This is a genomic window from Nonlabens sp. (assembly GCF_039941875.1).
Classification (GTDB): domain Bacteria; phylum Bacteroidota; class Bacteroidia; order Flavobacteriales; family Flavobacteriaceae; genus Nonlabens.
This window is the reverse complement of the sequence record NZ_JBDVDQ010000009.1, coordinates 9,767-25,037: the sequence shown is the minus strand read 5'-3', so window position 1 is coordinate 25,037 and position 15,271 is coordinate 9,767. Positions and strand designations below refer to the sequence as shown.

Annotated in this window: 7 protein-coding genes; 6 read left to right on the top strand and 1 reads right to left on the bottom strand. The window is 36.0% G+C overall.

Features of this window, described 5'->3' with window-relative positions; all coding sequences use genetic code 11:
• The first annotated feature begins 2 nt into the window (after window positions 1-2).
• The gene (locus ABJF08_RS05385; protein ID WP_348115047.1) at window positions 3-1,823 is read left to right on the top strand and encodes a cbb3-type cytochrome c oxidase subunit I; all 1,821 of its coding nucleotides are present in this window, start codon (window positions 3-5) and stop codon (window positions 1,821-1,823) included.
• Between the two features lie 69 nt (window positions 1,824-1,892).
• Here ABJF08_RS05385 and ABJF08_RS05380 read toward each other — a convergent pair whose 3' ends face one another.
• Window positions 1,893-2,399, bottom strand: a complete 507-nt coding sequence (locus ABJF08_RS05380) for a peroxiredoxin-like family protein (RefSeq protein ID WP_348115046.1) — start codon at window positions 2,397-2,399, stop codon at window positions 1,893-1,895.
• Window positions 2,400-2,575: 176 nt separating this feature from the next.
• On the opposite strand from ABJF08_RS05380, the gene ruvB reads away from it, so the two are divergent.
• The 5 genes from ruvB to sprA all read left to right on the top strand — a co-directional run bounded on the left by ruvB (window position 2,576) and on the right by sprA (window position 15,259).
• Window positions 2,576-3,601 carry a Holliday junction branch migration DNA helicase RuvB gene (ruvB, locus tag ABJF08_RS05375; protein ID WP_348115045.1) on the top strand — a complete coding sequence of 342 codons (1,026 nt, stop codon included), beginning with the start codon at window positions 2,576-2,578 and terminating at the stop codon, window positions 3,599-3,601.
• Window positions 3,602-3,604: 3 nt separating this feature from the next.
• Complete coding sequence (locus ABJF08_RS05370) at window positions 3,605-4,957, top strand: cytochrome P450 (protein WP_348115044.1); 1,353 nt, start codon at window positions 3,605-3,607, stop codon at window positions 4,955-4,957.
• A gap of 164 nt (window positions 4,958-5,121) precedes the next feature.
• Window positions 5,122-7,410, top strand: coding sequence for an NADP-dependent malic enzyme (locus ABJF08_RS05365; protein WP_348115042.1), 2,289 nt, complete (start codon window positions 5,122-5,124; stop codon window positions 7,408-7,410).
• A 58-nt stretch (window positions 7,411-7,468) separates the two neighbouring features.
• On the top strand, window positions 7,469-8,050 hold the full coding sequence (gene ruvA / locus ABJF08_RS05360; RefSeq protein WP_348115041.1) for a Holliday junction branch migration protein RuvA: 582 nt from the start codon (window positions 7,469-7,471) through the stop codon (window positions 8,048-8,050).
• 3 nt (window positions 8,051-8,053) lie between these two features.
• Complete coding sequence (gene sprA, locus ABJF08_RS05355) at window positions 8,054-15,259, top strand: cell surface protein SprA (protein ID WP_348115040.1); 7,206 nt, start codon at window positions 8,054-8,056, stop codon at window positions 15,257-15,259.
• The last annotated feature ends 12 nt before the right edge of the window (window positions 15,260-15,271 follow it).

Below are 15,271 nucleotides of genomic sequence, written 5' to 3'. Positions count from 1 at the left end.
ATATGGCACAATCAATAGCTGTTACTGCAGATCAGGGACATGATGAAGAACACCACCATCATAAGCAAACTTTTGTAACTAAATATATTTTCTCTACAGATCATAAGATGATTGCTAAGCAATATCTTATAACTGGTCTTATCATGGGGGCGATAGGTATCGCAATGTCTGTGTTAATGAGATTGCAATTGGCAAACCCAGGTGAGCCAAATATGGTATTTGAGGCATTGTTAGGTAAATGGGCTCCTGACGGAGTAATGGACCCTAATATGTATCTTGCCTTAGTTACTATTCATGGTACTATAATGGTATTCTTTGTACTTACTGCTGGTCTAAGTGGTACATTCTCTAACTTTTTGATTCCATTACAGATCGGTGCTCGAGACATGGCATCTGGATTTTTAAACATGGTTTCTTATTGGTTGTTTTTCCTTTCTGCGGCAATAATGTTGAGTTCTCTTTTTGTGGAACTAGGGCCTGCTGCGGCTGGGTGGACTATTTATCCTCCTTTAAGTGCGCTTCCAGAGGCTATGGGTGGATCTGGATTAGGTATGACTTTATGGTTAGTTTCAATGGCTATCTTTATTGCATCTTCTCTTTTAGGTTCTCTTAATTATATTGCGACAGTAATCAACCTTAGAACAAAAGGAATGTCTATGACACGTCTTCCTTTGACCATTTGGGCATTTTTCGTTACTGCCATTATTGGTGTTGTTTCTTTCCCGGTTTTATTTGCTGCTGCTTTATTACTCATAATGGATAGAAGTTTTGGTACTTCTTTCTTCTTATCAGATATATATATTAAAGGTGAAGTATTAGCTCACCAAGGTGGATCTCCAGTATTATTTGAGCATTTATTTTGGTTCTTAGGTCACCCAGAGGTTTATATTGTCTTGCTTCCAGCATTAGGTATTACTTCGGAGATTATAGCGACTAATTCACGTAAACCTATTTTCGGTTATAGAGCGATGATAGCATCTATTCTTGCTATCGCATTTCTTTCTACTATCGTATGGGGTCACCATATGTTTGTATCAGGTATGAATCCTTTCTTAGGATCTGTATTTACTTTTACAACTTTACTTATTGCTATTCCTTCAGCGGTTAAATCTTTTAATTATATAACTACACTGTGGAAAGGTAATTTACAGATGAATCCAGGAATGTTGTTTTCTATAGGTTTGGTTTCTACTTTTATTACTGGTGGTCTTACTGGTATTATATTAGGTGATAGTACATTAGATATTAATGTTCATGATACATATTTCGTAGTTGCTCACTTCCACTTAGTAATGGGTATATCTGCTTTATATGGTTTATTTGCTGGGGTTTACCACTGGTTCCCTAAAATGTTTAACCGTATGATGAACAAGAACTTAGGTTATGTACACTTTTGGTTAACGGCGATAGGTGCTTATGGGGTATTTTTCCCAATGCACTTTGTAGGAATGGCTGGTTTACCAAGACGTTATTATACAAATACGAACTTCCCTTATTTTGATGATTTAGCAGATACTAATAAATTGATTACATATTTTGCAATTGCTACTGCATTTGCTCAACTGTTCTTTGTTTACAATTTTGTAAAATCAATTTTCTTTGGTAAGAAAGCGCCAGCTAATCCTTGGAAATCTAATACATTAGAATGGACTACAGGTGATACTCATATTCATGGTAACTGGGCTGGTCCTATACCTACAGTGTATAGATGGCCTTACGATTATAGTAAAGTTAATGAAGAAGGTGAATATGTGATTGTAGGTCAGGATTATGCGCCACAACACATTCCTATGCAAGAAGGTGAAGAAGAAATGAATCATTAATCGCATATCTTTTATAACAAAAAATGCCGCTCATTGAGCGGCATTTTTTGTTCAATGTTTTTCTATAGTTTAATCTTCTCCTCTGGCTGGGTAATCTTTTTCTTCTATAAAATCAACAGCTTTAATTACTGCGTCTATTCTAGGTCTGGTGAAAGGCATTGTTTGTACGGAAGAAAAGTACAATGTACCATCTGCTTTTATGAGAAACATACCAGGTTCTGAAAACAACTCCGGTTCTTTGTCACTTATTCCTTTGGAAAAATAAAGTCCCCATTCTTCTGCGGTTTCTCTTTTTAATCCATAGCCTATTGGTAAATTTTTCACTTCCCAGCTTGTTCCTGCTTTCTTTGCTCTTTTTTCGCTATCCATACTTATAGCAATTACATTAATTCCCCTTTCGTTTAATTCGTCCAAATGGTCGGCTATATTTTCTAATTGTTTTTTACAAACAGGACAATGTAAGCCTCTGTAAAATATTACTAAAGTATATTTTTCTGGATGTTGTTTTTCTAGTGACCACATCGTGTCATTTATTAAATTGACGTCTAGACTTGGTGTTTGTTGAGTAGGTTTCATATTTTTATTTTGAATATACTTATATCTTCAGGATCATGTTGCTAAGTTATTATTAAATCTAGTTAAGCTTATGTTATACCGCTTTCGCGAAAGCGGTATCTTTAAAACACTTTTTATAATTATAAATAACAGTATTACTTTAATAAAGCCTGCTCTTTGAGTAGTATCTTTGGTATATGAATGAAAATCTTGATCCTAACGGCGGCCATTTTTCTAACGAAGAGCATGATGTAGATAGAGCGCTACGTCCCTTATCCTTTGACGATTTTGCGGGACAAGATCAGGTGTTGGAAAATTTAAAAATATTTGTAGCAGCAGCAAATGGTAGAGAAGAAGCGTTAGACCATACTCTTTTTCATGGACCTCCAGGATTAGGAAAGACTACATTAGCTCATATCTTAGCAAATGAATTAGGTGTAGGTATCAAAGTTACCTCTGGTCCTGTACTGGATAAACCAGGTGATCTAGCTGGTTTACTTACTAATCTTGATGAGCGTGATGTTTTATTCATTGATGAGATTCATAGATTAAGTCCTATAGTAGAAGAATATCTTTACAGTGCCATGGAGGACTATAAGATCGATATCATGATCGAGACCGGTCCTAACGCACGTACGGTACAAATTAATCTTGCTCCATTTACTTTAATAGGTGCTACGACTAGATCTGGTTTACTTACCGCACCTATGAGAGCGAGATTCGGTATTGCTTCTAGATTACAATATTATACTACTGAGCTTTTATCTACCATCGTTATACGTAGTGCCGAAATTTTAAATATGCCTATAGATCATGATGCTGCCATAGAGATAGCAGGTCGTAGTCGCGGTACTCCTCGTATCGCAAATGCTTTGTTGCGTAGAGTGCGAGATTTTGCACAAATTAAAGGTGATGGTAGAATAGATATGAAAATCGCTAAGTATGCTCTAGAAGCACTTAATGTAGATGCTCATGGTCTAGATGAAATGGATAATAAGATTCTTACAACTATTATCGATAAATTTAAAGGTGGTCCAGTAGGTATTACTACATTGTCCACGGCTGTGTCAGAAAGTGCTGAAACTATAGAAGAGGTTTATGAACCATTTCTTATACAACAAGGTTTTATTATTAGAACGCCTAGAGGACGTGAAGTAACAGAAACTGCATACAAACATTTAGGTCGTGTTAAGGCAAATAATTTAGGAGGTTTATTTGAGTAACATATGAGAGAAATAGAACAAATACCAGCGCTTACTTTTCTGTCTAAATCTATAGAGATTTATAAAGACCCATTACCATTTCATAGAGCTAATTTTTCTAAATACGGTAATACGTTTAAGTTAAGTCCTAAGCCTGGTCTTATGATTCATTTCACTTGTGACGAAAAGATCACTCAACATATACTTCAAAAAAATCAAAAAAACTTTCATAAATCATCTTTACAGACAGATGATCTGGGTAAATATATTGGTCATGGATTGCTTACTGAAAACGGCGATAAATGGCGAGCTAATAGAAAGTTAATTCAGCCGGCGTTTTATAAAAAATCTATAGCAATGCTTATGCAAACTATGGATCAGGTTATTAATGAAGAGTTAGATCGTATAGAATTAAATAAGATTACTGATGTGTTTTCCATATTTAATGACCTTGCTTTTAAGGTAGTTGCTCGCAGTCTATTTGATCTTGCAGATATCGATGATCTAGATAAAAAGATAAACCGCCTGCAGGAAATTACAGAGCATGCTCAGAAAATGCTTATTAAAGAATTGCGTATTCCATGGATGAAATGGTACTTTGATCGAGAATGGTTATCTGGTCAGAAAAGTATTCCACATGCTTTGTCAGAAATGCAAGAAGCACGAGATTTATTATTAACCATAATAAAAAATAGACGTCTCAGCGATAAAGAACCTGGGGATTTATTAGATATGTTGCTCCACAGTACTTATGAAGATGGTACTCATATGCAGGATGACCAGTTAGTAGATGAGATTCTTGTATTGTTTGTGGCAGGTCATGAAACCACGGCAAATGCCTTGAGCTTTGCTACTCAATTACTGGCTCATCATCCTGCGACTATTAATAAAGCAAGGCAAGAATTAGGTAATCTGCATGTAGAAAATTTGATGTCTGGCCTTATGAAAATGCCTTATGTAAAACAATGTGTAGAAGAAACATTGCGTCTCTATCCACCGGCATATGTTACAGATCGTGTAGCGTTAGAGTCAGATGAGTGTGAGGATATAAGAATAGAAAAAGGTAGTATATGGCTCGTTTCTTTTTATGAAATGCACCGTCGCAAGGATTTGTGGGATGCTCCAGATCAATTTGATCCAGATCGTTTTGCTCCAGATAAGGCTAAGAAGTATCGAGATTTTTATTTCCCTTTCGGTGCGGGACCTCGTATGTGCGTGGGAAACAATTTTGCAATGTTTGAAATGATGCTCGTTATTGCTAGAATGTTAGAGCGTTTTGACATAACACCGGTTAATGATGCTATTGAATATCATCCTTTAATTACATTAAAACCTAAAAACGCACTTCTTACATTTAGTAAAAGGAAAGAGAATTAATGAGGTGATTTTTTAAATTCCGCTTTCGCGAAAGCGAGAAAATAACATACCCTATGCAACTTTAGCGTTAAAGTCTAATCCGAAAGGCTCAATAATAGCCGCTTCACAAATGCATAGTGAAACATAAGCGCTATCTTTGTTTTACGAAAAATTCTATTGGATTTATGAGTGAAGAAAGTAAAAGAAGAGAGGCGTTAGTATATCATGCAAAGCCTACACCGGGAAAAATAAAAGTAGTTCCTACTAAAAAATATAGCAGTCAGAGAGATCTTGCACTAGCTTATAGCCCTGGAGTGGCAGAGCCTTGTCTAGAAATAGCAAAGGATAAAGCAAACGTTTATAAATATACCACAAAGGGAAATCTAGTTGCTGTAATTTCTAACGGTACAGCTGTTTTAGGTCTAGGAGATATAGGTCCAGAGGCATCTAAACCTGTGATGGAAGGAAAAGGATTGCTTTTTAAAATATTTGCAGGCCTCGATTGTTTTGATATAGAGGTGGATACTAAGAATGTAGAAGAATTTATACAAACGGTTAAAAATATCGCACCTACTTTCGGTGGGATAAACCTAGAGGATATAAAAGCTCCAGAAGCTTTTGAAATAGAAAGAAGATTAAAAGAAGAACTGGATATTCCAGTAATGCACGATGACCAGCATGGTACAGCTATAATATCTAGTGCAGCGCTTTTAAACGCATTAGAACTGGCTGATAAGAAAATAGAAGAGGTGAAAATCGTCATCTCTGGTGCTGGTAGTGCAGCCATTTCATGTACTAGTTTATATGTAACACTAGGTGCAAGAAAAGAAAACATCATGATGTTTGATGTAGATGGTCTTATTACAAAGGATAGAACAAATTTAGGAAAGGAGCAAATGCAATTTGCTACCGATAAGCCTAAGGTGGATTTAAGAGAAGCGCTTAAAGGTGCAGATGTATTTTTAGGACTTTCTGTAGGTAACATAGTAGATGGAGATATGTTGCGATCTATGAATGAGTCGCCTATAGTGTTTGCGATGGCAAATCCTACACCAGAAATAGATTACGATCTTGCTATGGCATCTCGAGAAGATATTATTATGGCTACTGGTAGGAGCGATCATCCTAACCAAGTGAATAATGTTTTAGGATTTCCATTCATTTTTAGAGGTGCGCTAGATGTTAGGGCGACAAAGATTAATGAAGAAATGAAAATGGCTGCTACTAAAGCCATTGCACAACTAGCCAAAGAGGCTGTTCCAGAACAAGTGAATATAGCTTATGGTGAGTTGAAAATTGCTTTTGGTAGAGATTATATTATTCCTAAACCATTTGATCCTAGGTTGATAACCACCATACCACCGGCAGTTGCTAGAGCAGCTATGGAAAGTGGAGTAGCAAAAGAGCCTATCACAGATTGGGATAAATACGAGGAGCAATTGCTTAGTCGTATGGGGTCTGATAATAAGCTGGTACGTTTACTACTTAACCGTGCTAGAATTAACCCTAAGAGAATCGTATTTGCCGAGGCAGACAATATAGATGTTCTTAAAGCCGCACAAATTGTACTGGAAGAAGGTATTGCTATTCCTATTCTTTTAGGACGTCGCGATATGATTGAAGAGCTTATGGAAGACATAGGCTTTGATCAACCTTGTTTAATTATAGATCCTAAGTCTGACGAAGAGAAAGCGCGAAGAGATAGATATGCTCAGGAGTTTTGGAAACTGAGACAAAGAAAAGGAACTACAGAATTTGATGCTGGTAAAACCGTGAGACAGCGTAATTACTTTGCTGCGATGATGGTAAAGCTGGGTGATGCAGATGCTTTAATCACTGGTGTTGCACAATCATACCCTATATCGGTAAGACCTATGATGGAAATTATTGGGAAAGCACCTGGTGTAGATAAGATAGCGACTACTAACTTGATGATTACTGCAAAAGGTCCATTATTTGTATCAGATACTTCGATAAACATCGATCCAGACGCATTAGAGCTTGCAAAAATTGCACAAATGACTGGTCGTACAGCGACTATGTTTGGTATCTCGCCAGTAATAGCGATGACTTCATATGCTAACTTTGGATCTTCTTCACATCCACATGCGACTAAAGTGACAGAGGCTGTAAAGTATTTACATCAGTACTATCCAGATCTAGTGGTAGACGGAGAATTACAAACAGATTTTGCCTTAAATGCAGATTTATTACAAAGCAAGTTCCCATTTTCTAAACTAGCTGGTAAAAAAGTAAACACACTTATTTTCCCTAATCTAGAAAGCGCAAACAGTACTTATAAGATGCTTAAAGAGCTCAATAACATCGACTCTATAGGTCCTATTATGATGGGTATGCAAAAACCAGTGCACATACTTCAGTTAGGAGCAAGTGTAGATGAAATTGTAAATATGTCTGCCGTTGCAGTTATCGATGCGCAACAAAAAGAAAAGCACGCTAATAGGAAAGAGTAACCTCTTAATTTAGTAGGTTATAATTTATTACATTTGAGTTCTAAAAAACTGTTAATTAATGATTGCGCAACTTCAAGGAAAACTGGTGGAAAAGAATATGACCGATGTGGTTATAGACTGTGGTGGAGTAGGTTATCTAGTAGAGATATCTCTTCATACTTATTCTCTAATTCCAGAGGGAGAACTAATCAAGTTGTTTACTTATCAATTAATTAGAGAAGATGCGCACCGTTTATTCGGTTTTATAGAAAAAACAGAGAGAGAAGTCTTTAAACTATTACTTTCTGTTTCTGGTATAGGGGCAAACACAGCTAGAACAATGTTGTCTAGTCTAGATCCTAATCAGATTGCGCAAGCTATCGCTTCTGGAGATGTGAGAACCATTCAAAGTGTTAAAGGAATAGGCGCAAAGGGTGCTCAGAGAGTTATTCTTGATTTAAAAGATAAAATCCTACAAGTGCTCGATAATCCACAATTAACAGTGGTGGCAAGCAATACCGGAAGAGAAGAAGCGTTATCTGCATTAGAAACCTTGGGATATATGCGTAAACAAGCACAAAAAGTCGTTGATAAAATCCTATCGAGTCAACCAGATGCTACTACAGAACAGCTTATAAAACAAGCACTTAAACAATTATAGGATTTGAGATACAGTAATAATAACCTAAGGGCTTTTGTCTTTCTTTTGTCTTTCTTTGTTTTCGCTTTCGCGAAAGCGCAACAACCAACAACTATTCCCCAAGATTCTATCAGAACAGGTGCAAGATTAGGTACGTTGAGTTTACCTAATCCGCCGAGTATAGTAACTCTTTATGCGTATGATGCAAATTTAGATCGCTATGTGTATTCTAGTAGTTTTAATGGCTACAATATAGATTTCCCTTTTATACTTACTAGAGAGCAGTATCTGGATCGTGTTCTTAAAGAGCAAATGTCTAATTATTTTAAGGAAAAGGCTGCTGCCATTGCTGGTAGAACAGAAGAGGATAAAGAAAAGCAAAAAGATTTATTACCTAACTTTTATGTGAATTCTGAGTTGTTTGCATCCATTTTTGGTGGTACAGAGATCGATGTAGATCCACAAGGGTCTGTAGAAGTTGATTTAGGATTACTTTTTAATAGGTCTGATAACCCTAGTTTTTCCCCTAGAAATAGACAGAATTTAACCTTTGATTTTAATCAACGTATTAATCTAAGTCTAGTAGGTAAAGTAGGTACAAGATTACAAGTAAATGCAAATTATGATACTCAAAGTACATTTAACTTTCAAAATCAGATAAAATTAGATTACACTCCTACAGAAGATGATATACTACAAAGTGTAGAGGTAGGTAACGTGTCCATGCCGCTTAATTCACAGTTAATACGTGGTGCGCAAAGTCTATTTGGTATCAAGACCGAATTGCAATTCGGTAAAACAAGAATAACAGCTGTGTTTTCTGAGCAACAATCAGAGTCTACAACAGTGCAAGCAGCTGGTGGTGCAACTATTAACGATTTTGACTTTTTCTCGCTAGATTATGATGAAAATAGACATTATTTTTTATCACATTATTTTAGAGATAATTACGACACTTCTTTAGAGAATTATCCTTTCATAAATAATAACATCCAGATCACTCGTGCAGAAGTATGGATTACAAATAGAGGTAATAGCACTCAAGATGTGCGTAATCTAGTTGCTATACAAGATATAGGAGAGGCAGACCCTGATAATATAGGTCTAGATACACAGCCAGGAGGATTTTTAAATGTGCCTGCAAATAGTTTTCCTGATAACGGGAACAATGATTTTAATCCGGAAGGAATAAATGGTGGTGGGCAGACGGTTTTAAACTCTCAAATTAGGGATATCGCTACGGTTCAGGCCGGTTTTGGTGGTGCCACGGTAAACGAGGGTTTTGATTATGTTACCTTAGAAAATGCGCGTAAACTTACTGCTCAAGAATTTACCTTAAACACTCAGTTAGGTTATATATCATTAAGACAGCGTTTAAATAATGACGAAGTTCTTGCGGTTGCGTTTCAGTATACTGTAGGTGGTCAGGTGTATCAAGTAGGTGAATTTGCAAATGATGGTGTAGTAGCTACAGACGTTATTGTAAACGCAAACCCTAATCAACCAGCTGTAAATAATCAAAGTCTGGTGGTAAAATTATTAAAGAGTAATCTTACTAATGTTAGTGAACCTATCTGGGATTTAATGATGAAGAATGTTTATAATCTTGGAGGTTTTCAATTAACTCAAGAAGATTTTAAACTAAATATATTTTATCAATATCCGCCAGAATTAAATTACATCACTGCTGCAGAGGGGACTTTAACTAATCCTGCTGTTCCATTACCAGATGATGTGGATCAGACTACATTGATACGTGTTTTTAATCTCGATAGGTTAAACCAACAAGGTGATCCACAGCCGGCAGGTGATGGTTTTTTTGATTACCTACCAGGTATAACGATCGATCCAGAAAACGGACGGATTATTTTTACAACCGTAGAACCTTTTGGTAGTCATTTATTTGATAAATTAGATAACACTCCAGGTACAGGTACTGAAGATTATAATGATCCAACTACCTATAATGCAAATCAAGAACAGTACGTATACCGTGATATGTATCGTACGACAAAAGCACAAGCGTTACAAAGTGCCGATAAAAATAAGTATCTTATAAAGGGTGAATACAAAGCAACTGGTCAGGAAGGAATTCCTATAGGTGGTTTTAATGTTCCTAGAGGATCAGTTACGGTAACGGCTGGTGGTAGGACACTTCAAGAAGGTATAGATTATACCGTAGATTATCAACTAGGTCGTGTGATTATTCTAGACCAAGCATTGCTTAATTCTAATACACCTATTCAAGTTTCTACGGAGAATAATTCTGTTTTTAATCAACAGACCAAACGTTTTACTGGAATTAATGTAGAACATAAATTTAGTGAAGACTTCATTTTAGGTGGTACTTTCTTAAATTTAAAAGAACGACCTATCACTCAAAAATCTACTTATGGTTTTGAGCCTATCAATAACACTATTATAGGAGCTAATTTCTTGTACAATACAGAAGTTCCTTTTTTAACTAGGCTAGCTAATAAACTTCCTAACATTGATACTGATGTTGCTTCTAACCTTTCTTTAAGAGGTGAATTTGCTTATTTATTTCCAGGTTCACCAGCAGGTGACGATTTTGGAGGTGAGGCATCTGCTTATGTAGATGATTTTGAAGGTTCTCAAACTTCTATAGATATTTTAACCCCATTTTCATGGTCGCTCGCTAGTACACCTTTAGCCTTTGAAGGTAATGGTAGTGTTGCAAATCCTTTAGAGTATAACTTTAGCCGTGCAAAATTAGCATGGTATTCTATTGATCCTATCTTTTACGGGAATCAAAGACCTGATGGTATCACAGATGATGACGTGTCTGACTATAGAACTAGACGTGTTTTTGTCGATGAAATTTTTCCTAACGTAGATTTACAACAAGGTCAACAACAAGTTATAAATACTCTGGATTTATCTTTTTATCCTAATGAAAGAGGTCAGTATAATTATAATCCACTAGCGGCAGGAACAAATGTGTTGCCTAATCCAGCAGATAATTGGGGTGGAATTATGCGCTCTTTTTCTAGTACAGATTTTGAACAGACTAATGTAGAATATGTACAGTTCTGGATCATGGATCCGTTTCAATATGACGCAACTAATAACGGTGGTACTATTTCCATTAACCTAGGTAGTATTTCTGAAGATATTTTAAAAGATAATAGAAAGCAATTTGAAAACGGATTACCTAACGATGGTAGTACATTGCTTACTACCGACACTGCTTATGGAAAAGTACCTACTAATCAGTCTTTAGTTTATGCTTTTGATACGGACGGTGCAGAGCGTGATAATCAAGATATAGGATTAGATGGATATAGTGATAATGAAGAATTAACAGATTTTCCAACTTTTGGACCTTTTGATCCTGCTGGAGACAATTATGAATATTTCTTAGCGACTACAGGTGATATATTTACACGTTATAAGAATTATAACGGTACAGAAGGTAACTCGCCTACTACTGTAACTCAAGATGATCGTGGTGCTACAACTTTGCCGGATGTGGAAGATATTAACCGTGATAACACGATGAATACTATCGATAGTTATTATGAATATGATATCGAGATCTTCCCTGGTATGGATGTAACCACTAGTGATTACATTTTTGATACTAAAACGGTACAAACTGTTTTGCCTAATGGTAACACACTTGACACAAGATGGGTTCAATTTAGAGTTCCACTAAGTGATCCTAACAGAGAAGAAGTAGGAGGTATTGCAGATTTTAGAGCGATACGTTTTATGAGAATGTATTTGTCGGATTTTGAAGTAGACACTTTTTTAAGATTCGGATCTTTAGATTTAGTACGTGGTGATTATAGAAGATATACAGAGTCACTAGATGATACAGATCCTATTGCGTCAGATGATCCTACTGTATTTGAAGTGGAAGGTGTAAATATTGAAAACAATGAATCTCGTACACCTATTCCTTATAGATTACCTCCAGGTGTAGAAAGAGAAGAATTACGTACCCAAAATCAAAACATACGTCAGAACGAACAATCGCTAGCTTTAAGTGTTTGTGATTTAGAACCTGGTGATGCGCGTGGGGTTTTTAAGAACATTAGAATTGATATGCGTCAGTATGAATCTCTTAAAATGTTTGTTCATGCAGAGTCTTTAGTAAATGAAATCTCTGTAGATGATGATGATTTAGAAGCGTTTGTTAGAATAGGGGTTGATTTTACTCAAAACTATTACGAGATACGACTGCCGTTAAAACCTACCGCTTTTGGTACAGATGTTAGAGAAGAGATATGGCCGGTTGCAAATAATTTTGATATAGATCTATCGTTGCTTCAGTCCATAAAAGCACAAGTTTTAGCTGATAATACGCTTAACATTAGTGCTCTTAATTTCTTTGATCAGGCAGATTTAGATCCGGCTAGTGCTGGAGAAGAAAACCAACATCAATACGGTATTAAAGGTAATCCTAACTTTGGAGACATACGTGCTATGATGATAGGTGTGCGCAACGCAACTACTAATAATATTTGTGGTGAGATCTGGGTAAATGAAATGCGACTTGCTGGTCTTAAAAATCAAGGCGGTTATGCTGCGGTAATGAATATGGATGCAAACATTGCAGACTTTGCGAGTGTGAGCGCAACTGGTAGGAGAAGTACAGTAGGTTTTGGAGCTATAGAACAAGGGCCTCAAGAAAGAAGTCGTGAAGACGTTACTCAGTATGACGTGACAACTAACGTGAGTCTGGGTAAATTACTACCTCAAAAATGGGGTGTTTCTTTACCTTTTTCTTATAGTATAGGAGAAGAAACGATTACACCACAATACGATCCTCAATTTGAAGATATAGAACTAGAAACGAGACTAGATAACGCAACTAGCGATGCAGAGCGTGATGCTATTCAAGAACAGTCAGAAGATTATACACGTAGACAAAGTATCAACTTAATAGGTGTGCGCAAAGAAAGAACAGGAGATGCAAAACCGATGCCTTATGACATCGAGAACTTTACCTTTTCTGGATCTTATAATCAGACAGACCAACGTAATTTTGAAGTAGAGAAGTTTCAAGATCAATCAGTTAATGTAGGTGGTACATATAATTATGCTTTTCCTAAGTTAGAGTTAGAGCCATTTAAGAATGCTGCATGGTTAAATAACTCTTATCTGAAATTTATAAAAGATTTAAACTTTAATCCATTACCTAATAACTTCTCAGCAGGATTAAATGTTTTAAGACAGTACAATACTCAAAAATTCCGCGATTTACAATTAGATACTAACCCTGTAGATTTAAATGGTGATGGTCTTCCAGATGCTCAAAATATAACCATTGCACCGCTTACTAATCGCAATTTTACCATGAATCATCAATATGCGATCAATTGGGATTTAACTAAATCATTGCAAGTAAATTTATCAGCAAACAGTGATCGATTGATACGTAGTTATGTGAACGAGGACGATACTATCGATGAGGATTATACCGTTTGGACCGATTTCTTTGACGAGGGTATTCCTAACTCGCACTCTCAACAAATGCAACTTACTTATAAATTGCCATTTGATAAATTTCCTTTTCTCGCTTTCGCGAAAGCGAACTATACATACACATCTAACTTTAACTGGACTCGTAACCAGCAACAATTTGCACAGCTAGATGGTATTCCAGATTTAGGGAACTCTATTCAAAATGCAAATACACATCGCATTAATGGAACGCTAGATTTAAACAAGTTATATCGATATGTGGGTCTGGAGAAAAAGAAATTCGGTGTCACGGCAAATGCTGCTAGATCTAGAACAAGATCGAGAACGCCTAAACCTAATGAGGCTGCCCAAAATGATAAGAAGGATAAAACTCCAAAGAAAAATTTTGGTAATAAGGCATACAACACGCTTGTAGGTATTGTTACATCTGTAAAACGTGCTCAAATAAATTATCAAGAAACTAATGGTATTTTCTTACCAGGTTATACACCAGATATTGGTTTTATTGGGACATTAAAACCTACTTCAGGTTTTGTATTCGGTAGTCAGGCAGAGGTGCGTGACCTTGCAGCAAGACGTGGATGGTTAACCTTATACCAGGACTTTAACCAGCAATATAGTGAAGTAGAGACACGACAGTTAGACTTTAATTTTAAAGTTGATTTGTTAAAAGATCTTTCTATAGACATTCTAGGTAATCGCGCTTATCAAGAAACCTATACAGAAAACTATCGTGTAGACGAAGATGATTTAACTTATCAATCACTTACCTCAAATACCTTCGGTAACTATAATATTACTAATTTAATGATAGGAACTGCCTTTCAAAAAAGTACTATTGAAGATTCTGAGACATTTGATACTTTTAGAAGCAATAGACTTGCTGTGGCAGATAGACTGGCAACGAGTTTTTATGGAAATAGCACCTTTGGTCGCGATGCAGATGGGTATCCATTAGGTTTTTCTAGGAACAGTCAACAAGTATTATTACCGGCATTTCTTGCAGCATATGAAGGTAGAGATGTAGAGAAGCAAGATTCTAATGCTTTTAGAAATATACCGTTGCCTAACTGGACGGTAAAGTATACTGGGTTGATGAATTTAAAATGGTTTAAAAAGAACTTCCGTAGATTCTCTATTAATCATGGATACCGCTCTAGTTACACTATTAATCAATTTCAAACAAATCTAGATTATGTGCCTGGTAATGGTGCGCTGTCTTATGAAGATCAAGTAGGAACTAATGCACTGAATCAAAACGGTGATTTTAAATCAGAGCGTCTTTTCTTTAATATCAACCTTGCAGAGCAGTTTAGTCCTTTAATAAAGATAGATATGGAAATGAAAAATTCTATGTCCATAGCTGCAGAATTAAGAAGGGATAGAGCTATATCTTTAAGTTTTGATAATAATTTACTTACAGAGATTAATGGTAATGAGTTGATCTTAGGATTAGGTTATCGTATTAAAGATTTAAAGTTCAAGTCTAACTTTGGTGGTAGAAGTAAGATTATTAAGAGTGATTTAAATTTAAGATTAGATGGGTCTGTAAGAGATAACGTTACTATAGTTAGATATCTAGATTTAGATAACAGTCAGGCAACCGCTGGACAGACTATTTATGGTCTTAAATTCACTGCAGACTATAATTTGAGCCATGCATTTACAGCTATCTTTTATTATGATCATACGTTCTCAGAGTTTGCTATTTCTACGGCATTTCCACAAACTACCATACGTAGTGGATTTACTTTAAGGTACACATTTGGTAATTAATTAAAGTATCAC